The sequence below is a fragment of the Streptomyces sp. NBC_01317 genome, assembly GCF_035961655.1.
GTDB lineage: Bacteria > Actinomycetota > Actinomycetes > Streptomycetales > Streptomycetaceae > Streptomyces.
The window spans coordinates 5,387,359-5,413,622 of record NZ_CP108393.1 but is presented as its reverse complement, the minus strand read 5'-3'; the positions used below and the strand labels follow the sequence as shown (position 1 = coordinate 5,413,622).

The window sequence follows — 26,264 nt, the reverse complement described above, 5'->3', positions numbered from 1 at the left end:
GTCAGTCCGCGTCCCGCGCGGCCGACCGCTGCCGTCGCACGCTCCTGTACGCCACCGCGACCGCGGCGACACCGGCCAGGACGAGACCGATCACCGCGTGACGGGTGCCGGGGCCGTCCGCCTTGCCGGAGTCCCGTCCGTCCGCGGCGAGGACCGCCGTACCGCCGCCGCCCGCGCGGACCGGTGCGACCGGGCTGGCGTGGTGGGTGGGCCGGTGATGGGTCGGCCGGGAGTGGACCACCTGGACGATGCCCGCGCCGGAGCGGCCGTGGCCGTCGCACTTGACCTTGACCTCGTAGGTGCCGGAGGCGGCTTCGGACTTGATGGCCGCCTGCCCGAACAGGGGTGATTTCCGGCCGTCTTCGCGACCGGCTTCTTCACTGCCGTACGCGCCTTCTTCGCGGGGCGGCGGGCCCTCGTCGCGGCCCCCTCGGCCGAACAGCGGGCCCGAGAGGCCGGCCTCCAGGACGAAGACCTGGGACCTGGCCGTACCGAACCGGCTCTTGCAGCCGTCGACCCGGATCGCGACCTCGCCGCCGGGGGCGACGGTCGCCGGGGTGACAGTGACACGTACGGACTCGTCGGCCTGTGCGGCGGTGGCGCCGAGGACCGTGGCGCCGAGAACGGTGGCGCCGAGGACGGGGACGACCACCAGTGCGGCGGCCGCACCGGTGGTACGGAGAGCGAGCAACCTTGAACGCATGGTGAACCTCCTGGTAGACGCCAGGCTCACCCGCGCGGCGGGTTTTCGCATCCGCAGCGGCCGCCTACCTCTTGGCGCACCCCGCTGACCTGCTCAGATACGGTCCACAAGGTCGGCGATCGAGTCAACGACCGACGAGGGACGGAACGGATAGCGGTCGATCTCCGCCGGTGTGGTCACTCCGGTGAGCACCAGGAAGGTCTCCATCCCGGCCTCCAGGCCGGCCAGTACGTCCGTGTCCATCCGGTCGCCGATCATGGCGCTGGTCTCGGAGTGCGCGCCGATGGCGTTGAGCCCGGTGCGCATCATCAGCGGGTTCGGCTTGCCCGCGAAATACGGGTCCTTGCCGGTCGCCTTCGTGATCAGGGCGGCGACCGCGCCGGTGGCGGGCAGCGGGCCCTCGGTGGAGGGGCCGGTCTCGTCGGGGTTCGTGCAGATGAACCGCGCGCCGCCGTTGATCAGCCGGATCGCCCTGGTCAGGGCCTCGAAGCTGTACGTACGGGTCTCGCCGAGCACCACGTAGTCCGGCTCGTGGTCCGTGAGGATGTAGCCGATGTCGTGCAGGGCGGTGGTCAGTCCGGCCTCGCCGATCACGTACGCCGTTCCGTCGGGCCGCTGGGACTCCAGGAACTTGGCGGTGGCGAGCGCCGACGTCCAGATGTTGGCCACCGGCACGTCGAGCCCCATGCGGGCGAGTCTGGCCTGGAGGTCGCGGGGGGTGTAGATGGAGTTGTTGGTGAGAACGAGGAAGGGCTTCCCCGACTCCCGCAGCGCCTTGAGGAACTCGGCCGCGCCGGGGATCGGAACCCCTTCGTGAATGAGGACACCGTCCATGTCGGTGAGCCAGGATTCGATCGGCTTGCGCTCTGCCACTGGATTGTTCTCCGCTCTGCGGTGGCCAAAATGATGCTCGGTCCGACCCATCCAGCGTAACGAGCGGACGGCGGGACCGCGCATGCGTCCGGGGCGAGCGGTGCGGGGCGGGGGTGGGGGGCGGCGGGGAGGTCGAACTCCTTTTGGGGGCGGGCCTGTTGGGAGTGCTGGCGGACGCCGGCGGCGGGGGCCGTGCACCGCGCCCCGGGCCCGCCTCTCAACCCCGCCGGCCCCGCAGGCGCCGGAAGGCGACGAACAACACGCCTCCGATGGCGAGCAGCGCACCGGCGGCGAGGGTCCGGCCCAGGGTGCCGCCGGGGCCGGTCGCGGCGAGTTCGGGGTCGTCGGGGAGCGCGGGGGCGGGCGACAAGCCACCCGGCGGCTGCCTGACCCCTGGGGTCTCCTCGCGGTGGCCGCCGACGCCGGGGCTCGCGGCGCTGTCGGCGGGCCGGCCGGTGGCACGCCCCCCGTCCGGACGATCGGTGGGCTGCCCGCTGGGTGGGTCGACGGTGACGTCCCGATCGATGTCAAGGCCGAGGTCAAGGTCGGGGTCGGGGTCGAGGTGGCCGCCCCGCTCCACACGGCCGACGGAGAAACGATAGGAGTTGGACTTCCCGACCCAATCACCGTCGTCACCACGGCGCTGCACGGTCGCGGAGTTGATCTCGATCGTGTTGGCGCGGGTGCCCTTGGCGAAGGTGAGCCGGGCTCGGACGGTGACGGTACGTCCCGCGGGGACGGCGAAACCGGGCGAACCGTCGTCCAGAATGCCGAGCGTCTCGTCCTCGTCGGACCGCTCCAGCGAGAGGGTCCGCCAGGGGCCCCGGCCGTCGGACATCTGAAGCCTGACCTGGGAGGACTTGAGGACCCGGGCCCGGTCGACGAGGACGATCACGGGGTGGATGTCGTGGCAGGTGTCGGCGGTGGTGTTGGTGAGATCGAGGTACCAGGTACCCGGACCACCACCGGGCCGGTAGGAGCGCGGACCCCCGTGGATACGGGTGTCGATGGGAAAGTCAGGATCGGACGCCTTCCCGCAGCGAGGCTGCCGATCGGCCTCGGGCGCGGCCACGACGACGCGGGCGGCGCCTACGACGCCGGGCCCGCGACCGATCCCAGAGGCCCTACCTCCCCCATCGCGCCGGCGAGTCGCACCGTCACCGGCGCCTCCGGACGCACGAACGTCCCGCGCGTCCCTGACGAGGGCAACGACATGCGCGACCCAGGCTGTCCGCAGGGTGGCAGGCGTACGGGCCGCGTCCCCGGTGTCGGAGAGACCGGCCCTGCCGGCCGTACGGGCAACGTGCGCCGCGCCGACCGCGTCGGCGGTGTCGACTCCGGTCGGGGCGGCGGCTCCGGTCGGGCCGGCGGCTCCGGTCGCGGTCGTGGCACGTACGGGCTCGGCGGAGCCAACCGCACCGGCGGCGGCCGCCGCGACGGCGGGCGGGGCCGCGTGGGTGGTCGCGGGCAGGTCGGGGACCGTGGCGTGGGCCGGGGGTGTCAGGGCAGGGGCCACGGCGGTTGCCGCGAGGACTCCGAGTGTGGGGGCGAGGGCATGACGCAGTCGCATGGGGGCACGGCCTTTGCTGCTCGCGAAGCGGTCAGGGCACGGACGGTGCCGGTTCCTGGCTCTGCCAGCCGGGCATCGGCCGGCACCGGATCCGACGCTGCCACGCGCGACCCCCGCCCCTGGGGCACCACGACACAGAACGGTATGAAAGTCGTATGAATACGCTCAATCGGCCCAAGCTCGCACGCCTCACGCCGGATCACGCCGCCGCACATCGTGTCACCGCCACGCCCCGACAGCACCCACCGCCGCCGCAACGGCCCCGCACCCCTGTGCCACGAGATCGCCGATACCGCCGCAGCGGCCCCCCATCTCCAGGGCACCACACCACCAGAGCGGCCTCCTCCCGCCAATCACCCCACCCCTCACCCCAGTTCGGCCCCCCGCCCCCGCCCGAACACCGGAGCCAGCACCAACTGCGCCGCCCCCTCCGCCACCGGATAGGCCCCCTCCGCGCCCCGCACCGGAATCACCGCACCCCGGCCCCGTTCCGCGACCGCCGCCCCCACGCCCCGTACAAAACACTCCTCGTGCGCGGCGATCGTCCGGCCGCCGAGCAGCACCCGGTCGATGTCCAGCAGTTCCACCAGGTTCGCCGCCCCCGCGCCGAGCACCCGCGCCGCCTCCGCCCGATCGCCGCGTGCCACCGCCGCCAGGCACAGCGCCTCGATACAGCCCCGGTTGCCGCAGTCGCACAGCGGCCCGTCGAGCTGGATGACCTGGTGGCCGAACTCCCCGGCCCCGGTGCGGACCCCCCGGTGGAGCGCGCCGCCGAGGACCAGCCCGGCGCCCAGCCCCGTACCGAGATGGAGGTACGCGAAGGAGTCACCGGGCCCGCGCAGGGCCAGGCCGAGGGCGGCGGCGTTGGTGTCCTTGTCCAGGACCACCGGGAGCCCCAGGCGTTCGGCGAGCGCGTCGCGCAGCGGGTAGCCGTCCCACGCGGGGAAGCCGGTGACGCGCTGGAGCACGCCGGTGCGGTGGTCGAGGGGGCCCGGCATCGCGACCCCGACCCCGAGCAGCCCCCCGCCGCCCGCCGCCTCGCGCACCCCCACACCCTCCCCCACCACCCGCCCCACCTGCACCACCGCCGTCTCGACGACCTCCGCCGCCCCCGCGCCCAGGTCGAACGGAACGGTCCGTGCCGCCACCACCGCCCCGGCCAGGTCCACCAGGACCGCCGTCAGCTCGTCGCGGTCCAGGTGGAGGCCCACCGCGTACGCGGCGGACGGCACCAACCGCAGGACGGTCCTCGGCTTCCCCCCGGTGGACGCCCGGCGACCGGCCTCGACGGCCAGCCCCTCCGTACGCAACCGGGCGGTGATCTTGCTGACGGCCTGCGGGGTCAGGCCCGTGCGCTCGGCGAGCTCCAGCCGGCTGATGCCACCTGCCCCCGCCGTACGGAGCAGGTCGAGCACGAGCGCGGCATTGTGCCCGCGCAGCACCGGCAGATTCGCCCCCGGCCCGACATGCGCGCCCGCCACGCCCCCCATACCCGCCGCGCCTCCCGCACCCGCCGCCCTGTTCACCCCGCCATTCTGCACCGCTCTTGCACTTTGGCAACAGCGTTGCTTAAGTGGACCCATGACTGATACCGGGACTGGCACCGCGCTGCGCGTCGCCCTTGTGGGCTACGGCCTCGCGGGCTCCGTCTTCCACGCCCCCCTGATCACCGCGACCGACGGCCTGGTGCTCGACACGATCGTCACCTCGAACCCCGAGCGCCAGGAGCAGGCGCGCGCCGAGTTCCCCGGCGTACGGTTCGCGGCCTCGCCGGACGAGCTGTGGGAGCGCGCGGACACGCTCGATCTGGTCGTCGTCGCCTCCCCCAACAAGACCCACGTACCGCTCGCGACCGCCGCGCTCGAAGCCGGCCTGCCGGTGGTCGTGGACAAGCCGCTCGCCGGATCGGCCGCCGAAGCACGGGAGTTGGCCGCGCTCGCCGAGGCGCGCGGCCTGCTGCTCTCCGTCTTCCAGAACCGCCGCTGGGACAACGACTTCCGCACCCTCGCCCGCCTGATCGAGGCCGGCGAGCTGGGCGACGTACAGCGCTTTGAATCGCGGTTCGAGCGGTGGCGCCCCCAACTCAAGGGCGGCTGGCGCGAGTCGGGCTCAGCGGAGGAGATCGGCGGGCTGCTGTACGACCTGGGCAGCCACATCGTCGACCAGGCGCTGGTCCTCTTCGGCCCGGCGGTACGGGTGTACGCGGAGTCCGACGTACGGCGCCCCGGCGCGCGGGCGGACGACGACACCTTCCTCGCGATCACGCACGCGAACGGCGTCCGCTCCCACCTGTACGCCAGCGCCACCACCGCGCAACTCGGCCCCCGCTTCCGGGTGTTGGGCTCGAAGGCGGGTTACGTGAAGTACGGCCTCGACCCGCAGGAGGCGGACCTCCGCGAGGGCAGGCGGCCGGGTACGTACGCCCCCTGGGGGCTGGAACCCCCCTCGATGTGGGGCCGGATCGGCGCGGGCGAGTCCCCGGCGACCGGAGGCGGCGAGCCGGTGGAGACGGCGCCGGGCGACTACCCGGCGTTCTACGCGGGGATCGCCACCGCACTGCGCGAGGGTACGGCCCCGCCGGTGTCGGCGCACGAGGCCGCGGCGGCCCTGGACGTCCTGGAAGCGGCCCGGCGCTCGGCGCGCGAGGGTGTCACGATCAGCCTGGAGGCCCGCTCATGAGTACCCCGCTGTCCACCCCTCTCTCCACGCCCCTCTCCACCCCTCCCACGGCGGCCGAACTCGAAGCGCAGGAGGCAGAGCTGATCCTCCGTCACTTCACTTACGACGACGCGTGGGTGCTCGGCACGCTCCTCGTCGAGCTGGCGAGGGAGCGGCGGGCGCCGGTGGCGATCGACATCCGCCGGGGTCCCCAACAGCTGTTCCACTACGCCCTGCCCGGCTCGACGGCGGACAACGACGCCTGGATCGACCGCAAGAGGCGGGTCGCCGAGCGGTACGGCGCCGGCTCGTTCCTCGTCGGCACGCGTTTCCGCGAGAAGGGCACGACGTTCGAGGAGTCCTCACGCCTGGACCCGGACCGGTACGCGGCCCACGGCGGCGCGGTCCCGATCGCGGTCGAGGGCGCCGGCGTCATCGGCACGGTCACGGTCTCCGGACTGCCGCAGGCGGAGGACCACGCGATGGTGGTGGAGGCGCTGGAGAAGCTGAAAGCGCTGTCGGCGGAGTGAGGGGGTGGGTGCGGGCGCGGCCCCGCACCCACCACCCCGCCCCACCTCCACCGGTACGCGCCCTACGCGCCCTTGAGTTCCTGACGCTGCCGACCCAGCCCCGCGATCTCCAGCTCCACCACATCGCCGGGCCGCAGGTACGGCTTGGGCTCGGGCTGCCCCAGCGCCACACCCGCCGGAGTACCGGTGTTGATGACGTCTCCCGGGTACAGCGTCATGAACTGGCTGACGTACCGCACCACTTCCCCGACCCCGAAGATCTGGTCCGCCGTCGTACCGTCCTGCTTGACCTCACCGTTCACGCTGAGCTTCATCGCGAGGGCCTGCGGGTCCGGCACCTCGTCCGCCGTGACCAGCCAGGGGCCGAGCGGATTGAACGTCTCGCAGTTCTTGCCCTTGTCCCACTGCCCCCCGCGCTCCAGCTGGAACTCGCGCTCGGAGACGTCGTGCGAGACGGCGTAGCCACCGACGTGCGCCAGCGCCTCCTCCACGGAGTCGAGGTAGCGCGCGGTGCGGCCGATCACCACCGCCAGCTCGACCTCCCAGTCGGTCTTCACACTGCGGCGAGGGACGAGGACCGTGTCATCAGGTCCGACCACTGTGTCCGGAGCCTTGAAGAAGATGATCGGCTCGGAGGGGATTTCCGCGCCGGTCTCGCGGGCGTGGTCGTGAAAGTTCAGGCCGATGCAGACGATCTTTCCGATGCGCGCGACCGGGGCCCCGATGCGCAGACCGCTCGGGTCGAGGACGGGCAGGTCGCCGGAGGCGGCGGCGGCGCGTACCCGTTCCAGGGCGGCGTCGTCGGCGAGGAGCGCCCCGTCGACGTCCGTGACCAGGCCGGAGAGGTCCCGGAGGGTCGTACCGTCCTGGTCGAGCAGCGCCGGGCGCTCCGCCCCCGCCGTACCGACTCGCAACAACTTCATTGGTGTTTCTCCCTCTGGTCGGGCGGGGTGGAGCTGGGCCGGGTCGGACCGGGTCGGCCGGACGGGGCGGGCCCCGGGCCGGGTGTCCGGGGCGGCCCGGCCCGGGGACACAGCCGCAGGCGGGCCGTCCGATCCTCCAAGACATCCGATCACTGTGCAAGCCCCGTTCATCACCTGGACCGACCAGGAGCCCTTCCCCGCGCCGCTGCTCCTTACGCCGCCCCCGCGCGTCGTCCCCCTCACACCGGGCTGGCCAGCGCCCCCGCCAGTGGCATGTCCCGGTAGAGGAAGTACCGTTCGGCCGCTGTCCATGTGGTGCTCGTCACCACGTACAGCGCGGCCGCCAGCGGCACCACGGCGACCGTGAAGAGCGTCGCGAAGGACATCAGCGGCATGAACTTCATCATCGTGCCGAGTCCGGCGACCTGCTGGCCGTCCGGCCCGGCGGGCATCGCGGGCGCGGCCGCCATCTGCCGCTTCATCCGGCGGAAGTTGAAGGTCGCGACCCCGGCGACGATCGCGAAGAGGACCACGTACACCGCACCCGCCGCACCGAACATCCCCCCGTGCGCGAGCGCGTCGGCCCAGCGGTCGCCGAGGGGGGCGGCGAAGAGGGAGTGGCCGAGGAGTTCGTTGGCCCCGCCGCCGATCTGACGGCTGGAGAACAGGTGGTACATGAGGAAGAACGCCGGCATCTGCAACAGGCTCGGCAGGCAGCCCGACAACGGCGAGACCTTCTCCGCCGCGTGCAGTTCCATGAGCGCCGTCTTCATGCGCTCGGGGTTCTTGGCGTGCTTCTTGCGCAGTTCGGCGATCTGCGGGGCCAGCCTGGTACGGGCCTTCTGGCCGCGCGCGGACGCCCGGGAGAGGGGGTGGATCGCGAGCCGTACCAACGCGGTGAAGAGGATGATCGCCGCCGCGGCCGCACCGTGGTGGAAGACCGGCTGGAGCAGGTCGGAGAAGTTGCCGACCAGGTCGGCGAAGACAGACATGAAGACAGACATGGTGAGCCCTCCGTGGGGTCTCGTCGTGCCGGACGAATGGGAATTCGTGAATGCGGCAGGACGACCCGCGCGGGGACACCGGGGTGGAGAGGGTGCGGGGGAGGGAAGAGCGGTGGAGCGCTAAAGCGGTGAAGCTCCGAAGCGGTGGTGAACCCGGTGAACCCCTACGCGGCCGTCGGCAGACGACGGCCGGGCGCTCGGGCCCTGGTGCGGCCGGAGGCGTCGGGATCCCGTTGCGGCAGGAAGGCGGTGCGCTGCTCGCGGTCGCGGATGGCGGTCCGTACCCGCTGATGCGGTACGGCGGGCACGGAGCGCGCGCTGATGTGCGCGCACACGGCGAGCGCGGTACCGGCCGCGGCGGTGGCGGCGAGCGCGACGGCGGCGGAGAGGCTGCCGGCGTCCAGCAGCATGACTTCGGTGAGGAGGAAGAGCAGCAGGCCGGCGGGGCGCAGCTGGCGCAATGCGGTACGGATCATGGCCTGCCCCCTTTTGTCGTCCTCGGCGCCCTGCTCGTCGGGCTCGTCGTCCCGACCGGGCGGGTCGGGCGCACTCCAACCGTTATACAGGATCGGTCTTACGGGACAGGTCCGTACGGGACAGGTCCGTACCGGAGGGGTCCATACCGGACCGGCCCCTACCGGACAGGTCGTACGCGATCGGCTACGCGGGATCCATGGCGAGCGGCCGGAGCAGCCGGCGGGGGTGCAGCAGGGCCCGGCACACGGCGTCCTCCGGATTCCGGTCGAGTCCGGGGCCCGGGAGCATCTCCACGTCCTGCGGCGGTACGGGCACGGCGCACGCGGAGCACTCCCCGTACGCGCCCAGTTCGGTGCCGCACACGGCGTGGGTGAAGATCCGCAGCTGCTCGGAGCCGTCGAGCTCGCGGCCCCAAACGCTGAGCGAGCGCACGATCGGCCAGAGGCCGAGACCGCGTTCGGTCAGGACGTACTCGTCGCGGGGCGGGGTGTCCTGGTAGCGGCGCTTCTCCAGTACGCCGGCCCGCTCCAGGCTCTGGAGGCGGGAGGCGAGGACGGCGCGCGGCAGGCCGAGGTGGGAGAGGAAGTCGTTGTAGCGACGGACTCCGTAGAAGGCGTCGCGGACGACCAGGAGGGTCCAGCGTTCGCCGATGATCTCCAGCGCGCGGGCCATCGAGCACTGCTGGGTTGTGTAGTCCTTCCCGAGAGCCATGCGGTCACCTTAACAAGTCCAGGTTCAATGAATGAACTGACCATGCTACGCTCGGCGCCGACCGGTCAGGTTCAATGAACGAACCAACTCGGTCGCGCGGAACACCGGACCGTAGGGGACGAGAGACGCCATGGCTGGAACGAAAACAGACACAAGCGGGCAGGTGGCCGTCCCGGGAGCACCACCCACGGCCTCGCCCGAGCGCGAGCCCGCACCCGCGCCCACCGGCGCGACCGCGCGCCTCCCCGCCGCCACCCTCGCGGTCACCAGCCTCGCGACGATGGTCGCGCTGATGAACTACACGACCCCGATGCTCAGCCTTCCCACCCTCACCGCGGAGTTCGGCACCCCGCTCTCCGCCCAGGCGTGGCTCCTCAACGGCACCCCGCTCGGTCTCGCCGCCCTGCTCCTCGTCGCGGGAAGCCTCGCCGACGACTACGGCCGGCGGCGGCTCTTCCTCGTCGGCACCTTCGCGCTGGGCGTCAGTACGGCGCTCGGCGCACTCGCGGGCGACAGCCTCTTCTTCACCCTGGCCCGGGTCGCGCAGGGCGCGGCGAGCGCGGCCATCATCGCGAGCAGTCTCGGCCTGCTGGTCCACGCCTTCCCCGCCGGGCACGCGCGGATCAGGGCGACGGGGGTGTGGGGCGCGTTCGTCAGCGGCGGGATCGCCCTCGGCCCGCTGCTGACCGGCGCCCTGAACAGCACCAGTTGGCGCCTGCCGTACGTGATCCTCGGCGCCGCCGCACTCGTCACGGCCGCCTTCGCCACCCGCGTACTCACCGAATCACGCGCCCCGCACCGCACGCGGCCCGACCTGACGGGCGCGCTGACCCTCGCCCTGGCCCTCACGGCACTCATCAGCGCGCTCACCCTGGGCCGGGACGGCTGGCTGCGCGCGCCGGTCCTGCTCCTGCTCGGCGCGGCCGTCGTACTCACGGCGGTTTTCGCCGTGGTGGAGAGGCGTACCACAGCCCCCCTCATCGACCTGGGCCTGCTGCGCCGCCCGCTGTTCCAGGCGGCGTCGGTGGGCGGGCTGTTCACGGGGCTCGCGGTGATCGGGATGATGAGCTATCTGCCGTCGCTGCTCCAGGGGACGATACGGCTGTCGGCGCTCGGCGCGGCCTGGCTGTTCGTGCTGTGGGCGGGCACCGCCTTCGTGGTGGCGCTCCAGGCCAGGCGGCTGAGCGGGAGGGTGGCGGCGCGCCACCAGCTGGCGTTCGGCTTCGTCCTGCACGCGGTGGGGGCGCCGGCGATCCTGGTGGCGCTGGACGCCGGTTCGCTGGTGGGCCTGCTGCCGGGGCTGTTCGTCGCGGGGGTGGGCAGCGGCCTGCTGAACGCGGCCCTGCCCCGCCTCTCCGTCGAGTCCGTACCGCCGGAACGCGCGGCGATGGGCTCGGGCGCCAACAACACGGCCCGCTACATCGGTTCGGCGGCGGGCGTGGCCCTGATGATCGCGGTGGCGACGTCGGGCGGGAGCCGGGAGGCGGGGGCGAACGCGGCGATCCTGGTGGCGACGGCGCTCTCGCTGGTGGCGGCGGCACTGATGCTCGTACTGAAGGACCGCACACCGCGCCCCTGACGCGACGCCCCACGGCTCCCCCGTCCCGCAACCCCACCACTCCCTCCCCTCATCTCCCTCATCTCCGCCCACCGGCCTCTGTCCGGACCACCCACGGCAGTACGGTGTGGACCATGCGCCCCGACATGCCTGCTGACCACACCACGGAAGCCGAGCGCCTGCTCCGCACGGCGGCCCAGTACCCGGAGGACCACGAGCCCCTGCTCCTCCAGGCCGCGGCCCATCTGGAACTCGCCGGCGCCCGCGACCGCGCCACCGGGCTCTACGACACCCTCCTCGCGGGCTCCCCCGACCGCCCCCACCTGGTGAAGGCCCTCAAGGCGGCCAACCTCTGGGAGTACGGGCACGAGGCCGAGGCCCAGGCGATCATCGCCGGCCTCCGCGCCGCGGCCCCACTGGACCCGGCCCCCTGGGAGATCGTGGCGGAGACCCTGGAGGCCCACGACGAACTCGAAGCGGCCCTCGATTCCTTCACCACGGCCCTCGAACTGCTCCTCACCCCCGGCGAGGACGTCCCGTACCGCACCCAGTCGCTCCTGACAGGACGCCACCGCGTCCGCCGCCTGCTGGCCCTGGACCACGACGCCTGGGACACCCTCGCCGACAGCCTCCACCGGGCGACGGTCCCCCTGGACGAACTCCACGACCCGAAGCGCCTCTGGTCCCTGGGCTCGGACAACCCGGCCGAACTCCAGGCCGAGATCACCCGCCTCCGCGCCGAGCTGGGCTCGTACCGCACGGCCCTGTCCCGCCCGTTCCCGGTCGCGGTACTGCACTGGCCCACCCAAGAACTGGGCGAACTCCTCACGGCCTACCCGCCCCTCACCACGGAATACCCGACGGAGGAAGCCCACCTGACGGCCCTGGAGTCCTCCCTCCGCGACCTGGCGGCAACGGGCACCCCGAACCTGGGCATCGTCACCGGCACGGTCCCTTCGTACGAGGCTTTCGCAGCCTCAGAAGCCGCCTCCCCCGAAGACCCCAACCTGCTCCCCCAATACGCCACCACCCTCGCAGCCCGAGGCCGAGCCACCCCCTGGCCCCCCACCAAAACGGCCCCCTGCTGGTGCAACTCAGGCACCCCGTACAAGGACTGCCACGGCACGGCATAGGCAATGAATTACCTCTGGCCCTAGTGGCTCTAGGGCTTACTCACGAATAAGAAGGCGCATTTGCTCCCTCTCGACTTCTCCGCAGCTTCCAATATGGCTTCGAGCACGGCCATGCTCCACGATCCGGATTGGGTCGCTGTCCACCAACACCTGCATTCCCTTGATCCATCAGGGCAGCGTTTCGCCAGAGTAATCCGGGACACCATCGATCAACTACTCAATGGCGAAGTGACGGGCCGGTATGACTGGAAGACCCTCTTCAAGACCGAAAAGACTCACGCGGGTACGGTAGTAGAAATCAATCTGCAGAGAGAATTTAAGTTCGAAGACGGCGCCGACATGGACTACCAAATCCAGGGGATCGACGTTGACTGCAAATACTCGCAGCAGTTTGGCGGCTGGATGATCCCTCCCGAGGCAGTTGGACACTTGTGCCTACTGGTTTGGGCCGATGACTACACCAGCCGCTGGAGTGCAGGACTGCTCCGCATAAAGAGTGAATGGCTCAACCAGGGCAACAACCGCGATATGAAACTGACAGTGAAAGCGGAACACCGCAACAAAATCGCCTGGCTGTGGCGGGATTCAGCTTTGCCCGAGAATGTACTCCTGCACATGGACGCCACCGACCGCGCTGCCGTGTTTGCTCAGCCGTCAGGACAAGCCCGCCTCAATGAACTGTTCCGCCGCGCCCAGGGACGCCGCGTGGGCCGCAATGTGGTTCGCACCGTGGCCCAACAGAAGGATTACATGAAGCGGGTTCGCGGCAATGGCGGCGCCCGTTCAGCTCTTCGTTCCGAGGGCATCGTCATCATGGGCGACTACGCCAGCCACCAGAATATTGCCAAGCTGCTCGAACTTCCCGTTCCACAGGAGGGGGAGTTTGTGAGCGCCCGCCTGGTTCAAGCAAAACCAGAGCACGCGGGCCTGCCCCAGGCCTTCTTTGACGGAGCCTGTTGGGCCGTCGCCAGGAGCGAGGATCCCCTGGAAACCGGCCCCGTCCTCCCCACGCACACGTCCCCGGAATAGGTCATGAAAGAGGTGATGGACAGTGGAAGATCAGCATGACGAACTCCCCCTCATGCGCCGGTACCGGGAAACTAATGCGAGAACTTCGAGAGCTCGGCTTCGATATTGCCTCGACTAAGAGCAGCGGAGTCGACGTTTACACACTGAGATCACTTGATATCGACACCGCCAAAACTTCCTCGAAGTTCAAAATCTCACAAAGAAGGACAAAAGCTTGCCAGGTGAGACATGCAGGGAACTCTTGGCTATGGTATCGAATCGTTAGGAATTACTACGCACGGAGACCTCTCGCTCATGCAAGCGACACCCGAATGGAACCCGCCCGAGGGCTCTTGGGCGTCCTCCGCAGCCATCCGCCGCAATATGCAGGCAATCAGGAGCCGTGACACAAAGCCGGAACGGCTGATCAGACGGCTAGTTCATGCGCAGGGCCTTCGTTACCGCGTCGCCGCTAGGCCTCTGGCAGACCTTCGCCGGACAGCTGACTTGGTCTTCCGCCCGGCAAAGGTCGCCGTCTTCATCGATGGATGCTACTGGCATGGCTGCCCGGAACACTATGTCTCGCCCAAGACCAATACCGGCTACTGGTCCGGCAAGGTCGCCGGCAATATCGCCCGTGACCGCGATACTGATCAACGCCTCGCCGAGGCTGGCTGGGCGGTACTCCGCTTCTGGGAGCACGAGTCAGCCGACAAATGCGCCCTCCTCATCGCGAACACGGTCAACGACCGGCGTGGGAAGAGCATCTGACTGCCCAGGGATCTCGAAGAGGACATCACGCACGTCATCCTCATACTGATCTAGGGAAAGCGGGTTCTTCACGCCCGCCTCCAATGCCGAAATGATCTGCTTTCCGATAGCTTCGGCAACAGGGGGCGGGAAAGCGTTTCCTACCTGCCTGTAGGCCGCAGTCTTCCGGCCAGAGAATTTCCAGTGACTCGGGAATCCCTGGATGATTGCCGCCTGACTCACCGTAAGCTTCGGTCCGCGCACCCCGTAGAGGTCGCGACCCGCATCTGTCATGTCAACAGATTCATTGGCTACGCCCAAGCCGTCTACACCCAGCTTCTCCCAGGCCTTCTTCGCGCGTGTAGGGCCAAGATCCGCGCCCCCATGCTTCTTTGAACCGCCGACCAGCGTAGGCGCCACTCCCTGCGCGGCCTGCTTGTGCCAGCGTCTGTAGGCAGCCTTGCCTTCGGGCGAGCTCCCGAACCGCTTCCTCATGGACGGCCCGAGAGCCTCAGCCACCGTCACGAGCCGACTCTCAGATGGGTCAGGCCAGGAAAAATATCCGGCATACTCCGCGCGCATGGCCACCAGGATCGCCCTGGGACGCAACTGCGGCACTCCGTAATCGCGGGCTTCGATTACCTTCCAGCCACAGATTACGTACCCAGCCTCACGGAGCCGTCGCTTGATCGTATTTTCACGATAGTCACGGAACTTCTGAGGGGGTTCCAGCAACCCGCGCACATTCTCGATCATGACTGCCTTCGGTTTCAGGTAGTCAACAAGATCAAGCATCGTAGGGAATAGGTCACGCTCGTCGTCCTCTCCCAGCTGCTTGCCCGCTGCCGAGAACGGCGGGCACGGCACGCCGCCAGCCAGAAGATCCAGCGACCCCTGCTCCAGGTCCAGGTCGGCTGGGTCAAATTCAAGCAAGTCGGCAGGAATAACCTTGCACCCTGCCCAGTCGGGGCGTGAATTCACGTTGAGCGACAGCGTGTTGCACGCATGAGCGTCGATCTCAATCAATGCAAGGTGACGGAATCCCGCCCCATGCAGTCCGACCGCCTGTCCCCCCGCTCCAGCGCAGATCTCCACTGAGGTAAAGGTGGATTCAGTGTTCATGCACCCTCCTTCCAGACTTGCCCAGCCGGCACTTGTGCAACCAGCCATCACCGAGGGTGACACGCCCCACTGACAACACGACCTTTCGCAGTGCGCAGCACGCAGGGCAACGCCCCTCCGCACCACTCGCCTCAGAGCGAACCTTCATCGGGATCTTCCCTGAGCACGACTCCAGGCACAAACTACCGAGTGCTCGGCACCCGGCGCGGCCCGGCCCGCCCTTCAATGCCCCGAAGATGCCGAGGAAGCGTCAGAAGGCCTGCCCTCTGAGGGCAAGACGCTGACTGCCGTACCTGGCAACGCCCGAGCACCGCTCCGGACAGGCCGCTGGCTGAGGAACTGCTCAGCGCCCGCCGCAGGTCTCCACGCCTGTCGCGACTCCAGGATGGTCAGCCGGTTCCGGCTCTCAGAGGTAGGGCCTGATGATCAGGTCCGGGGGGTGGGGGCGGGATTTGGATTGGTGGAGTTTGGTCGTGATCGCTGCTACCAGTTCCTGGGGGTGGTCGCGGATCAGGGCGGGGACCGCGCTGATCACGTCTACTCCGTGGGCCTCCAGGCAGAGGCGTCTGCGGAGGGTGGTGCGGTATTCCGTGATGCCCAGGTGGTATTCCTCGGAGTCGACCTCCAGGGCCACGCCCGCGTGGGGCCAGTAGGCGTCCGGGCGGGCCAGGAAGGTGCCCTTCGGGGTGAGGAGGGTGGGGTTCCAGAGGGGGTGGGGGAGGCTGGCCCGGAGGAGGGTGTCCCTTGCCTGGGCCTCGGCCATGGACTGGGTGCCCGCGCGGAGGTCGTCGAGGACCGTGCGTGCCGCCGGGTTGCGGAGGGCGCGGGACGCGTGGAGTTCGGCCCGGAGGTCTTCCGGGTGGCAGCTCGTCTTCTGGACCGTCGCCGTGAGGATCGCGCGGACGCGGTCCGGGGAGCGTTCGTGGGCCGCGAAGTCGGCGGCGGCGCGCACCGGGCGTACGCAGGGGATGCCGTCCACCAGCAGGGTCGGTGGCCAGCGGCTCGTGCGGTGGAGGTGTACGTACCTTCTGTTTCGCAGGCCCCGCGTTGCCGGTACCAGGACCGCCGCTCTGTTGGTGGTGGTGCCCGGCACCCCGTAGAGGGCCAGTGCCGACTCGCCCGTCAGTACCGCCGTCGTGCCTGACAGGGCGTTCAGGTCCGTCGCCCCGTACAGCACCGCCGCCAGCAGGCGTTGGCGCGGGTCCGGCGCCCCCGTCTGGAGGAGGACCACGCCCGGCAGCAGGCGCTGCCAGGGGCCGTTCGGTGCGCAGCGGTGGGCGGTGGTGCTCGGTGCCAGGCCGGTCGCGCGGAGCTGGCGTGAGGTCGCCAGGCGCTGCTGGGCGCGGGCGAGGCGGGCGATGGCCGGGTCCGCGGCGGTCGTTCGGAGCATATGGGTTCTCTGCCCGGGTGGGGGCGGGGGGCGAACGCCGGGGGGTGGGTTGTGACCATCTGTTGTGTCCTCCGTTGCGTTGAGGGGGCGGGTGCCTTCAGGGGTGCCCCTTCGCGCGACGTACGCTCTTCGCGTTGGTGACAGCATCGGCAGAGGTGGTTGTGATGGCTCAGGTTCCCGCAGCGGTGGTGGCGGCCGGGGGGCTCGTCGGTGGATACGCGGTCGCCCGGTGGACCAAGAAGCGTCCCCTCGGCGGGGTCGCGCTGGCCGCCGCCGGCGCCGTGGCCGCGCGGCAGTGGCACCAGGTCGGCGGGGCGAAGGCCTCGGTCGGGCTGAGCGCCGCCTACCTCGCCGCGTTCGGCGCCTCGCACCCCCTGGCCAAGAAGGTCGGCGCCTGGCCCGCCGTCCTCACCGTGGCCGGTACGGTCGCCGCCGCGTCCTGGGTCGTCACCCGGCGTACGGACGGCTGAGCACGGTCACTGAGCACAGTGACCCTCGCGGCTGGGCACAGTGACCCTCGCGGCTGAGCAGCGCCGTCCCGCCCCCGCCGCCCCCGGGGGAGGTGCGAAACCGGCATAAACCGCCCGCTCCAGGCATGATGTGGGCCATGAGGAGACAGGTGCCGGGGAAGGACCTGCGATGGGGTCTGACCCGGCTCACCGTCGTGGCGAGCGGCCTGCTCGCGCTGCTGATCGGGTTGATCTTCGGTTTCATGCTGTGGGCGATCAACGGCATGCGCGATTCGGCGGACGCGCGCAAAGAGACCCGCATGGGCGTGGTCGAAACCGAACGGTTCGAACAGCTGCTCGCCAATCTCGAAACCGGGCAGCGGGGATTTGTCATCACCAGGCAGGACGTGTTCCTGGAACCCTGGCGGGCCGCCCTCAAGGCCTTTCCCACACAGTCGCGGGATTTCCAGGCGCACGCCACGTCCCCCGGACAGAAACGGCTCGCGGACAAGATCACGCGGGGCGTCGACTCGTACATCCGCACCTACTCGATTCCGCTGGTCAGCGCCGCCCAGCGGGGCGATCCCAACGTGTCGAGCCTGCTGACGACGGCACGGGGGAAGCGGCTCGCCGACACGCTGCGGGCCGATTTCACCCACTACATGACCTCCGAGCGCGAACTGCTCGACGAACGGACGGACACCGCCACCGCCAACGCCGACCGGGCCGTGATCGCGGCGTCCGCCGGGCTCGGCGCGTCGATCCTGCTCATCGTCGGCTTCGCCGTCTACCAGTCCCGCGCGATCGTACGCCCGGCGCGCAAGGCGGCCGCCGTGGCGAAACAGATCGCGGACGGCGACCTCAGCGTGCGCATGGAGACGACGGGTCCCTCCGAGATCGGGGCGCTGGGCGCGTCCTTCAACACCATGGTCCGATCCCTCCAGGAGAGCCGCGGCCGGACCGAGGCGGCGCGCCGGCGCCTGCGGCTGCTCTACAACACCAGCGTGTCGGTCGGCACCACGCTCGACGTCGAACAGACCGCGCGGGAACTGGTCCAGGTGGTCGTGCCGCAGTTCGCCGACTTCGCCACCGCCGACCTCCTGACCCCCGTACACGGCGAGGTGCCGCCGGCCGGGGCGGGAGAGCTGCCCGGCGCGGGAGAGCTCCAGAGAATCGCGGTCGGCGGCATCCGTGAGGACCACCCCTTCCGCCCCGTCGGGACCCGGCGCACGCCCCCGTCCACCACCCTGTACGCGCGCAGCCTCAGCACCCGGCTCGGCCACATCGAGGCCGACCTGCGGACGTCGACCTCCTGGCGGGCCGGGGATCCGGAGTACGCCGGGCGCATCCTCGCGGAGGGCGTCCACTCGCTCATCACCGCGCCGATGCTCTCCCGGGGCGACACGATGGGCGTGCTCAGCTTCTGGCGCTCGCGGCAGGACGAGCCGTTCGACGAGGAGGACGTCTCCCTCGCCGAGGAACTGGCGGCGAAGGGCGCCGTGGCCATCGACAACGCCCGCCGGTACACCCGCGAGCGCTCCACCGCGCTCACCCTCCAGCGCAGTCTCCTCCCCCAGCGGCTGCCCGAGCAGGCCGCCGTGGAGGTGGCCTCCCGCTACCTGCCCACCGGCGAGCTGGGCGGGGTCGGCGGCGACTGGTTCGACGTGATCCCGCTGTCGGGCACCCGGGTCGCCCTCGTCGTCGGCGACGTCGTCGGCCACGGCCTGCACGCCGCCGCGGCCATGGGCCGGCTGCGCACCGCCGTCCGTACGCTGGCCGATGTCGACCTGCCGCCCGACGAACTCCTCACCCACCTCGACGACCTGGTCATCCGTCTCGCCGACGGCGAGCAGTACAGCGCGGAACTGCACGATCCGGCAGCCGTGGCCGACCTCGGAGCCACCTGCCTGTACGCGGTGTACGACCCCGTCTCCCGCCGCTGCACCCTGGCCACCGCCGGCCACCCGCTCCCCGTCGTCATCACCCCCGACGGGTCGGTGGCACCGGTCACCGGCCACATCGGTCCTCCCCTCGGGATCGGCGGCCTCCCCTTCGAGACCACCGAACTGGAGCTGGAGCCCTCCAGCGTGCTCGCCCTCTACACCGACGGCCTGATCGAGTCCCGCGAACACGACATCGACCGGGGCATCGCCGAGCTGTGCCGGGCGCTGGCGCGGCCCGCCGCGACGCTGGAGGAGGCGTGCGACATCGTGACCGGCGCTCTGCTCCCCGAACGCCCGGCCGACGACGTGGCCCTGCTGCTCGCCCGTACGCGCGCCCTGTCGCCCGATCAGGTCGCCACCTGGGACATCCCCGCCGATCCCGCCGAGGTCGAACGGGCCCGGAGACTGGTCGTCGACCAGCTCGACGCGTGGGGGCTCGCGGAGGCCGCCTTCATCACGGAACTGGTGGCCAGCGAACTCGTCACGAACGCCGTCCGCCACGGCGCGCCCCCCATCCGGCTGCGGATCATCCGCGACCGCACCCTGATCTGCGAGGTCTCCGACGGCAGCAGCACCGCGCCGCACCTGCGCCGCGCCAGGGAGACGGACGAGGGCGGGCGGGGGCTGCTGCTCGTCGCCGGCCTCACCCAGAGCTGGGGCACGCGCCAGACGACCACCGGCAAGACCATCTGGTGCGAGCAGCCGCTGCCCGGCTACTGACAGCCCATGCCCCGGCCCCATCATCGGGTCGCACGCGGGGAGGATGGCGCCGCCGGGGATCCGCCGACCTCACGCCCCCAGCGCGTGCGACACCGTATAGATCACCAGACCCGCCAGCGCCCCCACCACCGTCCCGTTGATGCGGATGAACTGAAGGTCACGCCCGATGTTCGCCTCGATCTTGCGGGACGTGTCGTTCGCGTCCCAGCTCTTCACCGTGTCCGAGATCAGCGACGTGATCTCCCCCCGGTACGTCGACACGACATACCCCGCCGCGTCCTCCACCCAGCCCTCCACCTTCCGCTGGAGCCGCCCGTCCGTCGCCAGCCGCGCCCCCAGGGACAGCAGCGAGGCCCGCGCCCGCAGGCGCAGTTCACTGTGGTCGTCGCTCGCCGCCGAGATGATCATTCCGCGTACGGAGGACCACGCCGACGCGATGATGTCCTGCACCTCCGGCCGGGCCAGCAGCTCCGACTTCAGGCGCTCGACCCGCGCCCGCGTGTCCGTGTCCGACTGGAGGTCCACCGCGAAGTCCCGCAGGAAGCGGTCGATCGCGCCCCGCGCCGGGTGCCCCGGCATGTCCCGCATCTCCGTGACGAACCGCAGCAGCTCCCGGTACACGCGGTCGCCGATCTTGCGGTCCACGAACCGCGGCGTCCAGCCCGGCGCCCCGCCCTGCACGGCGTCCATGACCGAGTCGCCGTGCTCCACCAGCCAGTCGTGCGCTCGCGTGCAGATCAGGTCCACGGCGCGGTGGTGCGCCCCGTCCGAGACGATCCGGTCGAGCATCTTGCCGAGCCCCGGCGCGATCTCCGCCGCGTCCGCGCGCCGCGTGATCGCCTCGCCGACCACGGCCTGCACGTCCGAGTCCCGCAGCACGGTCAGGGCGCCCCGCAGCGCCGTGGACAGTTCGGCCGTCACCCGGTCCGCGTGGGCCGGTTCGGCGAGCCAGGAACCGAGCCGGCCGCCGATGCCGAGCGCCCGCAGCCGGGCCCGTACGACATCCGCGGACAGGAAGTTCTCCCCGACGAACGCGCCCAGGGACGTGCCCAGCTGGTCCTTCTTGTTCGGGATGATCGCGGTGTGCGGGATGGGCAGGCCCAGCGGGCGCCGGAACAGCGCCGTCACCGCGAACCAGTCCGCCAGCGCGCCCACCATCCCCGCCTCGGCCGCCGCCGCGACATAGCCCGGCCAGCCGTCCACGCCCGAGTTCTTCGCCCAGGTGGCGAGCACGTAGATCACCGCGACGAGCAGCAGCAGCCCGCCGGCGGTGGTCTTCATCCGGCGGACGCCCCGCCGTTTCTCCTCGTCCGCCGCCGTGTACGAGAAGGCGGGCAGCCCGCCGACGGGCAGCCCCCCGGAGCGGCCGGCAGGGCGGCCCGCGCCCGTGCCGGGAGGACGGCCCGCGTCCGAGTCGGGAGAACCGCCGGCGTCCGTGTCAGGTCCGGCCGCTCTCCCCTTGTTGGTACGTTCCATCCGCTCCACCCGTCCGCGTACGTATCGTGCCCCAGCTCGTGCACAATTCCACCCGTACGCATTGTCCCTACCTGTGGTACTCCCGGGGCGCACATCGAGTTCCCGGAGATGCGTCCCGTACGCACGGGACCCATGGGGCGACCGACGCGAGGAGAGACCGGGGCCATGACACGACCTCGTGGATTCGCCCTGCTCGGGGCTCTCATAGGGGTGGTGGCGCTGGTCTGCGCCGCCATCGTCTCGGGCTTCGGGTTCGGATACGGGTACGGCTCCGGAGGCGCCCGCCCCGGCGCCTCCCCGGGGCGTACGTCCCTCGGCACCGCGGCGCCCGCCTCCGCCGGTGCCTGGACGGGCACCTGGGCCGCGGCGCCGGGCGGACCCGAGCCGGGCGCGCCGCACGGCTACCCCGGGCGTTCCGTCCGCAACATCGTGCACACCAGCATCGGCGGTACGAGCGTCCGGATCACCCTCTCCAACCGGTACGGCTCCGGGGACCTGCGCATCGGTCACGCGTCCGTGGCGCTCCGGGGGCCGGGCGGCGGGACAGGCAGGAGTAGTGGAACCGGCGCGGTCAACGCGGCCGACACGACCGCCGGTGGGGGCGGCGCGTCGGCCCTCGCCGGGACCATGCGCCGCGTGACGTTCGGTCACGCCCCCGCCGTCACCGTCCCGCCCGGCGGCCAGGTCGTCAGCGACGCCGTGCCCCTGCGCCTGCCGCCCGGCGGCGATCTGCTGGTGACGGTCTACACCCCGGCCGCCGGAGGGCCGGTGACGTACCACCGCAACGCTCTCCAGACCTCGTACCTCGCACGCGGCGACCGTACGGAGGACATCGGCGGACGCGCGTACACCCTGCCGACCACCAGCTGGCGCTACCTGACGGCCGTCGACGTCCTCGCCGCCGACGCGCGGGGCGCCGTTGTCACCTTCGGTGACTCCATCACCGACGGTGTGGGCTCCCACCCCGACACGAACCGGCGCTGGCCCGACCACCTCGCCGCCCGGCTGCGCGACCGGCACATCGGAGTCCTCAACGAAGGCATCGGTGGCAACCGCCTCCTAGGAAGCGGGGTGGAACGCGGAAAGGGCGCGAGCGGTCTCGTACGGTTCCGCAGTGACGTCCTCGACCGGGCGGGCGTCCGCGCGGTGGTCGTCGACCTCGGCATCAACGACATCCTGGCCGGGCGGGAACGGGACCCCGCCAGGATCATCGGCGCTCTGGAGGACCTCACCGCGCAGGCACACACCCGCGGTCTGCGGGTGATCGGCTCGACCCTCACACCGTTCGGCGGGTACGGCGGTCACACCGCCGCCGGGGAGGTCGTGCGCCAGCGCGTGAACGAGGCGATCCGGGCGGGCGGGGTCTTCGACGACGTGGTCGACTTCGACCGGGCGCTGCGCGACCCGTACGCGCCGGACCGGCTGTACCCGGCGTACGACTCCGGCGACCATCTGCACCCGAGCGACGAGGGGTACCGGGTGATGGGCCGGGCCCTGGACCTGGCGGTCCTGGAGGCGCGGAGCGCCGCGCAGTTGTAGGACCCGTTTCGGTGAGCGGTGGCGTTCCGGATCAGGGCGGGATCAGCACCGGATCAGAGCTGGATCAGCACCGGGTCAGAGCTGTTTGCGCTCCGCCTTCTTCTCCAGCTTGAGCCTCTTGCGCTCTTCCTTGAGACGGAGCCGGTCCGCCTCCCTCAGCTTGCGCTTGACGCCGACCCCGCCCATCAGCGCGAACCCGGTGACCACCACCCGCGGCGCCCCCGGATCCACCTCGCCCCCGCCCACCTGGTCGAACCCGCCCATGAAACCGAAGCCGTTGACCTGGACGTGCATCCCCGGCGGCACGACCACGTCGATCCCGCCCATGATCGCCACGCAGCGGATCACCACGTCCCGGTCCGCGAACCGCGCCTCGCGCAGGTCGATCTCGCCGCCCGCCTGGAACACGACGCCCGTGAACGTACGGCCGACCGTCCAGGTCCCTTTACGGCTGAAGCCGCTCCAGAACGCGAATCCGCCGGTGGACGTCGGCTCACCGCTGCCGACCCGGTCCGCCCAGCCGGCGTCGCCGCCGGACCCCACGGCGGACCCGGCGGTGGACCTGGCACCGGACACCAGATCGGCCGTCGTCCCCGGCGCGGGGAGGTCCCGGACCAGTGGCGCCAACTCGCCATGGGTACGGGCCTGGAGCGCGGCCCCGAGGCGTTCCTCGAACTCGTCCATGTCGAGGCGCCCTTCGGCCACAGCCTCGCGCAAACGCTCGGCGACCCGCTCCCGCTCGGCGTCGGAGGCACGCGTCTCTGGCTGCTCGCTCGTCATGGAACCAGCCTAGTGCGGGAGCTTCGAACGGTCAGTGCCCAAACGGTCGCCAGTACGAACCGGTGCGCCCTCGGAAGCGGAGTCCCCCGCCTCCGGCCTCTCCGCGTACATCTTCGCGATCACCGTCTCGATGTCCGGCTCCCGCACCGACAGGTCCACCAGCGGATATTCCGCCGCGATCCGCGCCACCAGCGGCGCCGCCGAAGCCGCCGCCGGGAACGCCAGCCACTGCCGCGGCCCCTCCACCTTCACCACCCGCGCCCCCACCACCTCCACCGGCGGGAGTTCACGCTCCAGGTCGACCACCAGCGTCCGCTCGCTCTCGCCCACCACGTGCAGCCCGGCCAGCGCCCCGTCGTACAGCAGCCTGCCGTGGTCGATCACCATCACCCGCTTGCAGAGCTGCTCGATGTCGGTCAGGTCGTGGGTGGTGAGCAGCACCGTCGTCCCGCGCTCCCCGTTCAACTGCCGCAGGAAATCCCGGACCTTCGCCTTGGAGATCACGTCGAGCCCGATCGTCGGCTCGTCCAGGTAGAGCACCTCGGGGTCGTGCAGCAGGGCCGCCGCGATGTCGCCGCGCATCCGCTGGCCGAGCGAGAGTTGCCGTACCGGTACGTTCAACAGCTCCCCGAGGTCGAGGAGTTCGACGCAGCGCGCCAGATTCGCCTTGTACCGCGCGTCCGGGACGCGGTACATGCGGTGCATCAGACGGTACGAGTCGATCAGCGGCAGGTCCCACCACAGCGTGGTGCGCTGCCCGAAGACGACGCCGATGCGCTGCGCCAGGCGCGTACGCTCCCGCGACGGGTCGATGCCCGCGACCCGCAGCCGGCCCCCGCTCGGCGTCAGGATGCCGGTGAGCATCTTGATGGTGGTGGACTTGCCGGCGCCGTTAGGGCCGATGTAGCCGACCATCTCGCCGCGCGGCACCCGGAAGCTGATCCCGTCCACCGCCCGGACCTGCTGCTTCTCCCTACGGAAGCGGCCCACCTTGCGCCGGACGTCGAAGACCTTCTCGATCCCGTCCAGCACGATGAAATCCGTGTCGTCGTCCACCGGTCCAGTCCCTTCCTTATCCTTTTCGTTCCTTCTCGGTCCTTCTCGGTCCTTCTCGGTTCGCTAACTGCCCGTACTGCGGTACGACCGCAACCCCACCCGCCACGCCGCCCCCGCCGCCGCGCAGCACACCCCCGCCACCACCGGAGGCAGGAACACGACCACCTCCGGCAGCCCCAACGGCACCTCGCGCCCCAGCACGTACAGCGCGGGGAACCAGTTGACGAAGGCCAGCGGCACCACGAAGGTCACCCCGCGCACCAGGTCCTTCGCGAACAGCGAGGGCGGGTACTGGAGGAGGGTCGTCCCGCCGTACGTGAAGGCGTTCTGCACCTCGGCGGCGTCCTGCGCCCAGAACTGGAACGCGGCCCCCGCCACGAACACCGCCGCGAAGATCGCCGTCCCGCTCACGATCATCACCGGGACCATCAGCACCCGGACGAGCGTCCAGTCGATGTCCAGCGCGACCAGCGCGAAGCCCAGCACCAGCGCGCCCTGGAGGATCCGCCCCAGCCTGCGCGGCGCGAACCGGTCCGCCGCCACCTGCGCGAGTATCGGGACCGGCCGCACCAACAGGGAGTCGAGCGTGCCGTCGCGCACCCGGCGGCCCAGCCGGTCCATCGAGCCGATGAGCAGATCGGCCAGCCCGAAGGCCGTGCTGGACGTCCCGTACAGGAAGGCCACCTCGGGCAGCGCGTAGCCGCCCAGCGAGTCCACGTGGGAGAACATCAGCAGGATCGCCACGAAGTCCAGGGCACACGCGGTGAACGTCCCGATCGTGGTCATGGCGAAGGACGCGCGGTACGCCATCGTGGACCGTACCCACATCGCCACGATCAGCCCGTACGCCCGCAGTCCGCTGCCCAGCCGGACCCGCCACGACTCCCGGGGGGCCCACCGCTCCCCGGCGATCCGCGGTTCGCCGGAAACCCACAGCTCCTCAGCCACCCTGCACCACCACCCTCCGCGTCGCGACACCCTGGAGCGCCCGCCCCAGCGCCAGCAACGCCACCGCCCACCCCGCCTGGAACCCGTACGCCTGCACCAGCCCCCACCCCGTGTGCTTGCCGAGCAGGACGTCCACCGGGATCTGGAGCATCGACGACCAGGGCAGCGCCTGCGCCACCGTGCCGAGCGCCCCCGGGAAGAGGGTCAGCGGCAGCAGCTGCCCCGAGAAGAACATCCCGGTCAGCATCGCCATCTGCCCCACCCCCGCGCCGTCCATCAGCCAGAACGCGCTGAGCGCCACCAGGTAGCGGATCGCGAAGCTGACCACGACCGCGAGCAGCACGGAGAGCAGGAAGGCCGACCAGACCAACGGATTCGACGGCAGCGCCAGATCGAAGGCCAGGGCGCCGAGCACCATCGGCACGATCCCCCGGCCCAGCAGATGGAAGGCCGCCCGCCCCAGGTCACCCGCCAGCCACCACAGCTGGAGGTCGGCGGGCCGGTAGAGGTCGACGGCGATGTCGCCGGTACGGATCCGTTCGATCAGCTCGTCCTGGAAACTGCCGCCCAGCATGGCGCAGGTCATCAGGAGCGCCTGGCCGAGCCACACATAGGTGAGCGCCTGAGCCTGGTCGTACCCGCCGAGCCCCGGCCGCTCGTCCCAGAGCGCGATGTACGTGTACGCCAGGATGAAACCGAACACGGTGTTGGCGAAGATCCCCGCGAACGTGGCGACCCGGTACGTCGCATAGCGCCGGAACCCACCCGCGGCCACCACGGCGTAGAGCCGCACGACAGCCCCCCTTTCCCAAAACGCCCGACCCTAGCCCCCGGCCCGGCCCGGCGCGACCGATATTCGGCCCGGCCACCCGCCGCCCGTACGGCCCCCGAAGTGGCAATCCACACAAACCACCCCGATCCGTTTCCCGGCCCGGACATGTTT

Annotated in this window: 24 protein-coding genes; 9 read left to right on the top strand and 15 right to left on the bottom strand. The window is 70.8% G+C overall.

All coding sequences use genetic code 11. From position 1 onward, the window contains the following. Nucleotide 1: 1 nt before the first annotated feature. The 4 genes from OG349_RS23480 to OG349_RS23465 form a co-directional block, all read right to left on the bottom strand. Nucleotides 2–703 (bottom strand): hypothetical protein, encoded by a 702-nt coding sequence (locus OG349_RS23480; protein ID WP_327236479.1) that lies wholly within the window; start codon nt 701–703, stop codon nt 2–4. A gap of 93 nt (nt 704–796) precedes the next feature. Continuing rightward, a complete protein-coding gene (locus OG349_RS23475) occupies nt 797–1,576 on the bottom strand; it encodes an HAD-IIA family hydrolase (protein ID WP_327236478.1) in 780 nt (259 codons plus the stop codon). 217 nt (nt 1,577–1,793) lie between these two features. Then, nucleotides 1,794–3,146, bottom strand: coding sequence for a hypothetical protein (locus OG349_RS23470; protein WP_327236477.1), 1,353 nt, complete (start codon nt 3,144–3,146; stop codon nt 1,794–1,796). A gap of 365 nt (nt 3,147–3,511) precedes the next feature. Further along, nucleotides 3,512–4,636, bottom strand: a complete 1,125-nt coding sequence (locus OG349_RS23465; protein ID WP_327238686.1) for an ROK family transcriptional regulator — start codon at nt 4,634–4,636, stop codon at nt 3,512–3,514. Between the two features lie 91 nt (nt 4,637–4,727). Between OG349_RS23465 and OG349_RS23460 the strand changes: the two genes are divergently transcribed. Continuing rightward, on the top strand, nt 4,728–5,825 hold the full coding sequence (locus OG349_RS23460) for a Gfo/Idh/MocA family oxidoreductase (RefSeq protein ID WP_327236476.1): 1,098 nt from the start codon (nt 4,728–4,730) through the stop codon (nt 5,823–5,825). Next, entirely contained in the window at nt 5,822–6,334 is a 513-nt protein-coding gene (locus OG349_RS23455; protein ID WP_327236475.1) for a heme-degrading domain-containing protein, read from the top strand. Before OG349_RS23460 ends, OG349_RS23455 begins: the two co-directional genes overlap by 4 nt. 62 nt (nt 6,335–6,396) lie before the next feature. On the opposite strand, the gene OG349_RS23450 is transcribed toward OG349_RS23455, so the two are convergent. The 4 genes from OG349_RS23450 to OG349_RS23435 all read right to left on the bottom strand — a co-directional run bounded on the left by OG349_RS23450 (nt 6,397) and on the right by OG349_RS23435 (nt 9,449). Further along, complete coding sequence (locus OG349_RS23450) at nt 6,397–7,257, bottom strand: fumarylacetoacetate hydrolase family protein (RefSeq protein ID WP_327236474.1); 861 nt, start codon at nt 7,255–7,257, stop codon at nt 6,397–6,399. 239 nt (nt 7,258–7,496) lie between these two features. Continuing rightward, nucleotides 7,497–8,261: a YidC/Oxa1 family membrane protein insertase gene (locus OG349_RS23445; protein ID WP_327236473.1), complete on the bottom strand. Its 765-nt coding sequence runs from the start codon at nt 8,259–8,261 to the stop codon at nt 7,497–7,499. A 164-nt stretch (nt 8,262–8,425) separates the two neighbouring features. Next, nucleotides 8,426–8,737 (bottom strand): DUF6412 domain-containing protein, encoded by a 312-nt coding sequence (locus OG349_RS23440; RefSeq protein ID WP_327236472.1) that lies wholly within the window; start codon nt 8,735–8,737, stop codon nt 8,426–8,428. Nucleotides 8,738–8,921: 184 nt separating this feature from the next. Continuing rightward, complete coding sequence (locus OG349_RS23435) at nt 8,922–9,449, bottom strand: winged helix-turn-helix transcriptional regulator (RefSeq protein WP_327236471.1); 528 nt, start codon at nt 9,447–9,449, stop codon at nt 8,922–8,924. Nucleotides 9,450–9,579: 130 nt separating this feature from the next. Here OG349_RS23435 and OG349_RS23430 point away from each other — a divergent pair, with 130 nt between their 5' ends. The 4 genes from OG349_RS23430 to OG349_RS23415 all read left to right on the top strand — a co-directional run bounded on the left by OG349_RS23430 (nt 9,580) and on the right by OG349_RS23415 (nt 13,919). Continuing rightward, nucleotides 9,580–11,028: an MFS transporter gene (locus OG349_RS23430; RefSeq protein ID WP_327236470.1), complete on the top strand. Its 1,449-nt coding sequence runs from the start codon at nt 9,580–9,582 to the stop codon at nt 11,026–11,028. 113 nt (nt 11,029–11,141) lie between these two features. Beyond that, nucleotides 11,142–12,140 (top strand): SEC-C domain-containing protein, encoded by a 999-nt coding sequence (locus OG349_RS23425; RefSeq protein ID WP_327236469.1) that lies wholly within the window; start codon nt 11,142–11,144, stop codon nt 12,138–12,140. 93 nt (nt 12,141–12,233) lie between these two features. Beyond that, nucleotides 12,234–13,169 carry a NaeI family type II restriction endonuclease gene (locus tag OG349_RS23420; RefSeq protein ID WP_327236468.1) on the top strand — a complete coding sequence of 312 codons (936 nt, stop codon included), beginning with the start codon at nt 12,234–12,236 and terminating at the stop codon, nt 13,167–13,169. A 294-nt stretch (nt 13,170–13,463) separates the two neighbouring features. Beyond that, the gene (locus tag OG349_RS23415; protein WP_327236467.1) at nt 13,464–13,919 is read left to right on the top strand and encodes a very short patch repair endonuclease; all 456 of its coding nucleotides are present in this window, start codon (nt 13,464–13,466) and stop codon (nt 13,917–13,919) included. On the opposite strand, the gene OG349_RS23410 is transcribed toward OG349_RS23415, so the two are convergent. Both OG349_RS23410 and OG349_RS23405 read right to left on the bottom strand, forming a co-directional pair. Then, entirely contained in the window at nt 13,854–15,020 is a 1,167-nt protein-coding gene (locus OG349_RS23410; RefSeq protein ID WP_327236466.1) for a DNA cytosine methyltransferase, read from the bottom strand. The two genes, OG349_RS23415 and OG349_RS23410, sit on opposite strands and share 66 nt — an antisense overlap. Nucleotides 15,021–15,426: 406 nt before the next feature. After that, on the bottom strand, nt 15,427–16,410 hold the full coding sequence (locus OG349_RS23405) for a hypothetical protein (protein ID WP_327236465.1): 984 nt from the start codon (nt 16,408–16,410) through the stop codon (nt 15,427–15,429). A 164-nt stretch (nt 16,411–16,574) separates the two neighbouring features. On the opposite strand from OG349_RS23405, the gene OG349_RS23400 reads away from it, so the two are divergent. Next, entirely contained in the window at nt 16,575–16,880 is a 306-nt protein-coding gene (locus OG349_RS23400; protein ID WP_327236464.1) for a hypothetical protein, read from the top strand. A gap of 137 nt (nt 16,881–17,017) precedes the next feature. Next, a complete protein-coding gene (locus OG349_RS23395) occupies nt 17,018–19,522 on the top strand; it encodes a SpoIIE family protein phosphatase (protein ID WP_327236463.1) in 2,505 nt (834 codons plus the stop codon). Nucleotides 19,523–19,591: 69 nt separating this feature from the next. Here the strand turns inward: OG349_RS23395 and OG349_RS23390 are convergent, their stop codons facing one another. Further along, a complete protein-coding gene (locus OG349_RS23390) occupies nt 19,592–20,998 on the bottom strand; it encodes a DUF445 domain-containing protein (protein ID WP_327236462.1) in 1,407 nt (468 codons plus the stop codon). A gap of 165 nt (nt 20,999–21,163) precedes the next feature. Between OG349_RS23390 and OG349_RS23385 the strand changes: the two genes are divergently transcribed. Beyond that, on the top strand, nt 21,164–22,537 hold the full coding sequence (locus OG349_RS23385; protein ID WP_327236461.1) for an SGNH/GDSL hydrolase family protein: 1,374 nt from the start codon (nt 21,164–21,166) through the stop codon (nt 22,535–22,537). A 75-nt stretch (nt 22,538–22,612) separates the two neighbouring features. On the opposite strand, the gene OG349_RS23380 is transcribed toward OG349_RS23385, so the two are convergent. The 4 genes from OG349_RS23380 to OG349_RS23365 form a co-directional block, all read right to left on the bottom strand. Further along, nucleotides 22,613–23,317 (bottom strand): DUF1707 SHOCT-like domain-containing protein, encoded by a 705-nt coding sequence (locus OG349_RS23380; RefSeq protein WP_327236460.1) that lies wholly within the window; start codon nt 23,315–23,317, stop codon nt 22,613–22,615. A gap of 9 nt (nt 23,318–23,326) precedes the next feature. Next, nucleotides 23,327–24,373: an ABC transporter ATP-binding protein gene (locus OG349_RS23375; protein WP_327236459.1), complete on the bottom strand. Its 1,047-nt coding sequence runs from the start codon at nt 24,371–24,373 to the stop codon at nt 23,327–23,329. A 63-nt stretch (nt 24,374–24,436) separates the two neighbouring features. Next, entirely contained in the window at nt 24,437–25,285 is an 849-nt protein-coding gene (locus OG349_RS23370) for an ABC transporter permease (RefSeq protein ID WP_327238685.1), read from the bottom strand. A gap of 28 nt (nt 25,286–25,313) precedes the next feature. Then, a complete protein-coding gene (locus tag OG349_RS23365) occupies nt 25,314–26,114 on the bottom strand; it encodes an ABC transporter permease (RefSeq protein ID WP_327236458.1) in 801 nt (266 codons plus the stop codon). Nucleotides 26,115–26,264 lie beyond the last annotated feature (150 nt).